Source organism: Protofrankia sp. CiP1_Cm_nod2, from assembly GCF_920664355.1.
Classification (GTDB): Bacteria; Actinomycetota; Actinomycetes; order Frankiales; family Frankiaceae; genus Protofrankia.
Map to the genome: position 1 here is coordinate 4933 of NZ_CAKKTL010000240.1, position 2871 is coordinate 7803.

Below are 2871 nucleotides of genomic sequence, written 5' to 3' on the forward strand. Positions count from 1 at the left end.
CCAGGCCACCGGCACACCGGACTTCCTCTGGCTGTTGTGCCACGACTCGGCACCGGCTCCGGACACGTTGGAGCGGCTGCTGACCTACGCGGCGCTGGATCCCAGCGCCGCCGTGCTCGGCCCGAAGGTGCTCGACTGGGCCGACCCGACACTGATCGTCGAAGCCGGAGCCACCGTGGACGGCGCCGGGCGCCGGGTGACCGGCATCGCCCCCGGCGAGATCGACGCCGGCCAGCACGACGCCGTCCGGGACGTTCTGGCGGTCGCGGCCGTGGGCGCGCTCGTGCGCGGGCCGGCGTGGCGGCGGCTCGGCGGGTTCGACCCGCGGCTACGCGCCGTCGCCGGCCTCGACTTCTGCTGGCGGTCCTGGCGCGCGGGGATGCGGGTGGTCGTCGTCCCGCCCGCGGTGATCCACGTCGCCCGTCCCGGCGGCCACCGCGCCCCGGTCCGCGGGCGGCGGCTCCGCGAACGTGCCGCCAACCACCGCGAACAGGACAGCCCCGGCGAGCGGGACGCCCCCAGCGGGCGGGATGGCCCCAGCGGGCGGGGCGGCCCCAGCGAGTGGGATGGCCCCAGCGGGCGGGATGGCTACCGCGACCTGCGGCGGGAGGAGCTGCGGGTCCGGATGGCCAACATCTCGGCCGGCCCGCTGGTACCGGCATGGCTTGGGCTCGTGCCGTCGGCGCTGGGGCGTGGCGCCGCGCTGGCCGCCGGCGGCCGGCTTCGCCAGGGCCTGGACGAGGTCGCCGCGGCCGTTGCGGTGATGGGCCATCCCGGCTGGCTGTGGCGGGCGCGCCGGAGCCGGGCGGCGTCCGCGCGGGTACCCGGTCGGACGTTACGCCCGCTGCTCGCGTCCCGGGGCGGGCCGCTGGGCGCGGTCCGGACGTTCCTGCGCGCACTTTCGCTCGTCCCGCGTTCTTCTGCCCGCCGTCGTGGCCGTGACGGCCCGCCGGCCTGGGCGGGGCGGCCGGCTCTGGCGCTCGCCGGGGCGCTGGCCGTCGTGAGCCTGATAGCGGCCCGTTTCATGCTCGGGCCGGGATGGGGGCCGGGGACGGCCGCCTGCCGGCTGCCCGGCACGGACGTGTCGCTGCCGTTACCCGACGGTGCCCGGGATCTGTGGTCGGTCGTCCTGTCCGGGTGGCCTGGTGGTGCCGCCGGAGCGGCGTCCGCCGGTCCCGCGGTGTCCGGGCCGACGGACGCCGGGCTGTGGCTGCTGCCGCTGGCCGTTCTCGCGACCGTGCTGGGTGGCAGGCCGTGGCTGGCGGCCGATGTCGTCCTGCTGGGCGGACCGGCGCTGGCCGCTCTTGCCGCCTACGCCGCCTGCGGCCACCTGGGTCGTGCCGCCAGTGTTCCTGCCCGTACCGTTCCTGTCGGCACCGTCCCCGCCCGTAGCGCTTCTGCCCGTACCGCCTCCGGCGGCGCCGTTGCCGGTACCGCTGTCCCCACCACCGCTGTCCCCACCACCGCTGTCTTCCGCGGTGGTGCCGCTGAAGTGGTCTCCGGCCGTGGGGCTTCCGGTACCGGCGGGCCGCGCACGCCACGCACGCCGGTCCGGGTCGTAGCCGCGGCCGGCTACGCGCTGTCCCCGCCGATGATCTGGGCGGTTGCCGCGGCCCGGGTCGACGTGCTGTTCGCGCTCGTGCTGCTCCCCGGCGTGCTCACCGCCGCGGCCGCGTTGGTGGCGCAGCCGGGCACCGGCCGCGCCACCTGGCCTGCGGCCCGCCGGCTCGCGATCCGGCTGCTCGCCGTGGTCGCCTGCGCGCCGGCGCTGCTGCTGTCCGCCATCGCCGGGCTTACCGGCGCGGTCGTGCTGCTGCGCCGGCCGCGCCTGCCGCACCGACTGGCGCAGGTACTCGCCGTGACCGTCGCCGCCAGCCTGCCGTGGTGGCCGTGGCGTGACCTGCTACCCGGGTGGCGGTGGCTCACCGGCGTGGCCGTCGACGTCCCGGACACCCTGCCCGGGGTGGGCGCGGGCGGGCGGGAGGCCACCGGCGCCATGGCCGACGCGCTGTCGGGCTGGCTGGGGCCGGCCATGTCGCCCGCCGGGCCGGCCGGCGGGCATGTTGTCGGCCTCGCGGCCGTACTGGTGCCGGCCGCGCTCGCCGGCGCGGTCGGGGCCGTGCGGGCAGAGACCCGCGGGCCGGTGCTCGCGGCATGGGGCGTGGTCGTCGTCGGCCTGGCCGGCGCGGCCGTCGAGAGCTGCCTGGGGGTTGCCGGGCGCACCGGGGAGCCCGCCGCCGCGCAGCTCGCCGTCGCCGTCGCCGGCATGCTGGCGGCTTGCGCACTCTCAGTGACAGGAGTGCGGGGGATGCTCCGCCGTCACCCGCCCGGCTGGCGGCACGTCACGGCGCTGTCCCTCGGCGGGGCGGTCGCGGCCGGCCCGTTCACCGGCGCGTTCATGGTCGCCGAGGCCGGCCAGGTGGCGGCCGGCGCCGCGGTCCGCGCGGGCGGGATGGCGGCTTCCACGCTCGCGGCGGCGCGGCTGTCCGGGCCGGACGCCCGCGTGCTGGTACTGCGCCAGCCGGCGCGGGACGCGCCGGTCGGCTACACACTGACGGACGCCCGCGGCCCGCGCCTGGACACCACCTTCGGCGCGATGTCCGCCGCTGACGGCGCGGCGGTCGGGGTGGTCGTCGCGGATCTTGTCGCCGGGCGTGCGACAGCCGCCGGCGGGCTTACGGCGCTGGCCGTGGGCGCTGTCGTCGTCCCCGCCGCGGGCGCGGCTGCGCCGCTGGTCGCCACGTTGGACGCCGTGCCGGGGCTGGTCCGGGAACAGGTGGCGGACGACGCCGTGGTGTGGCGCCGTCTCTTATACACATCTCCGAGCCCACGAGACAAGAGGCAATCTCGTATTCCGTTTTCTGCTTCAAA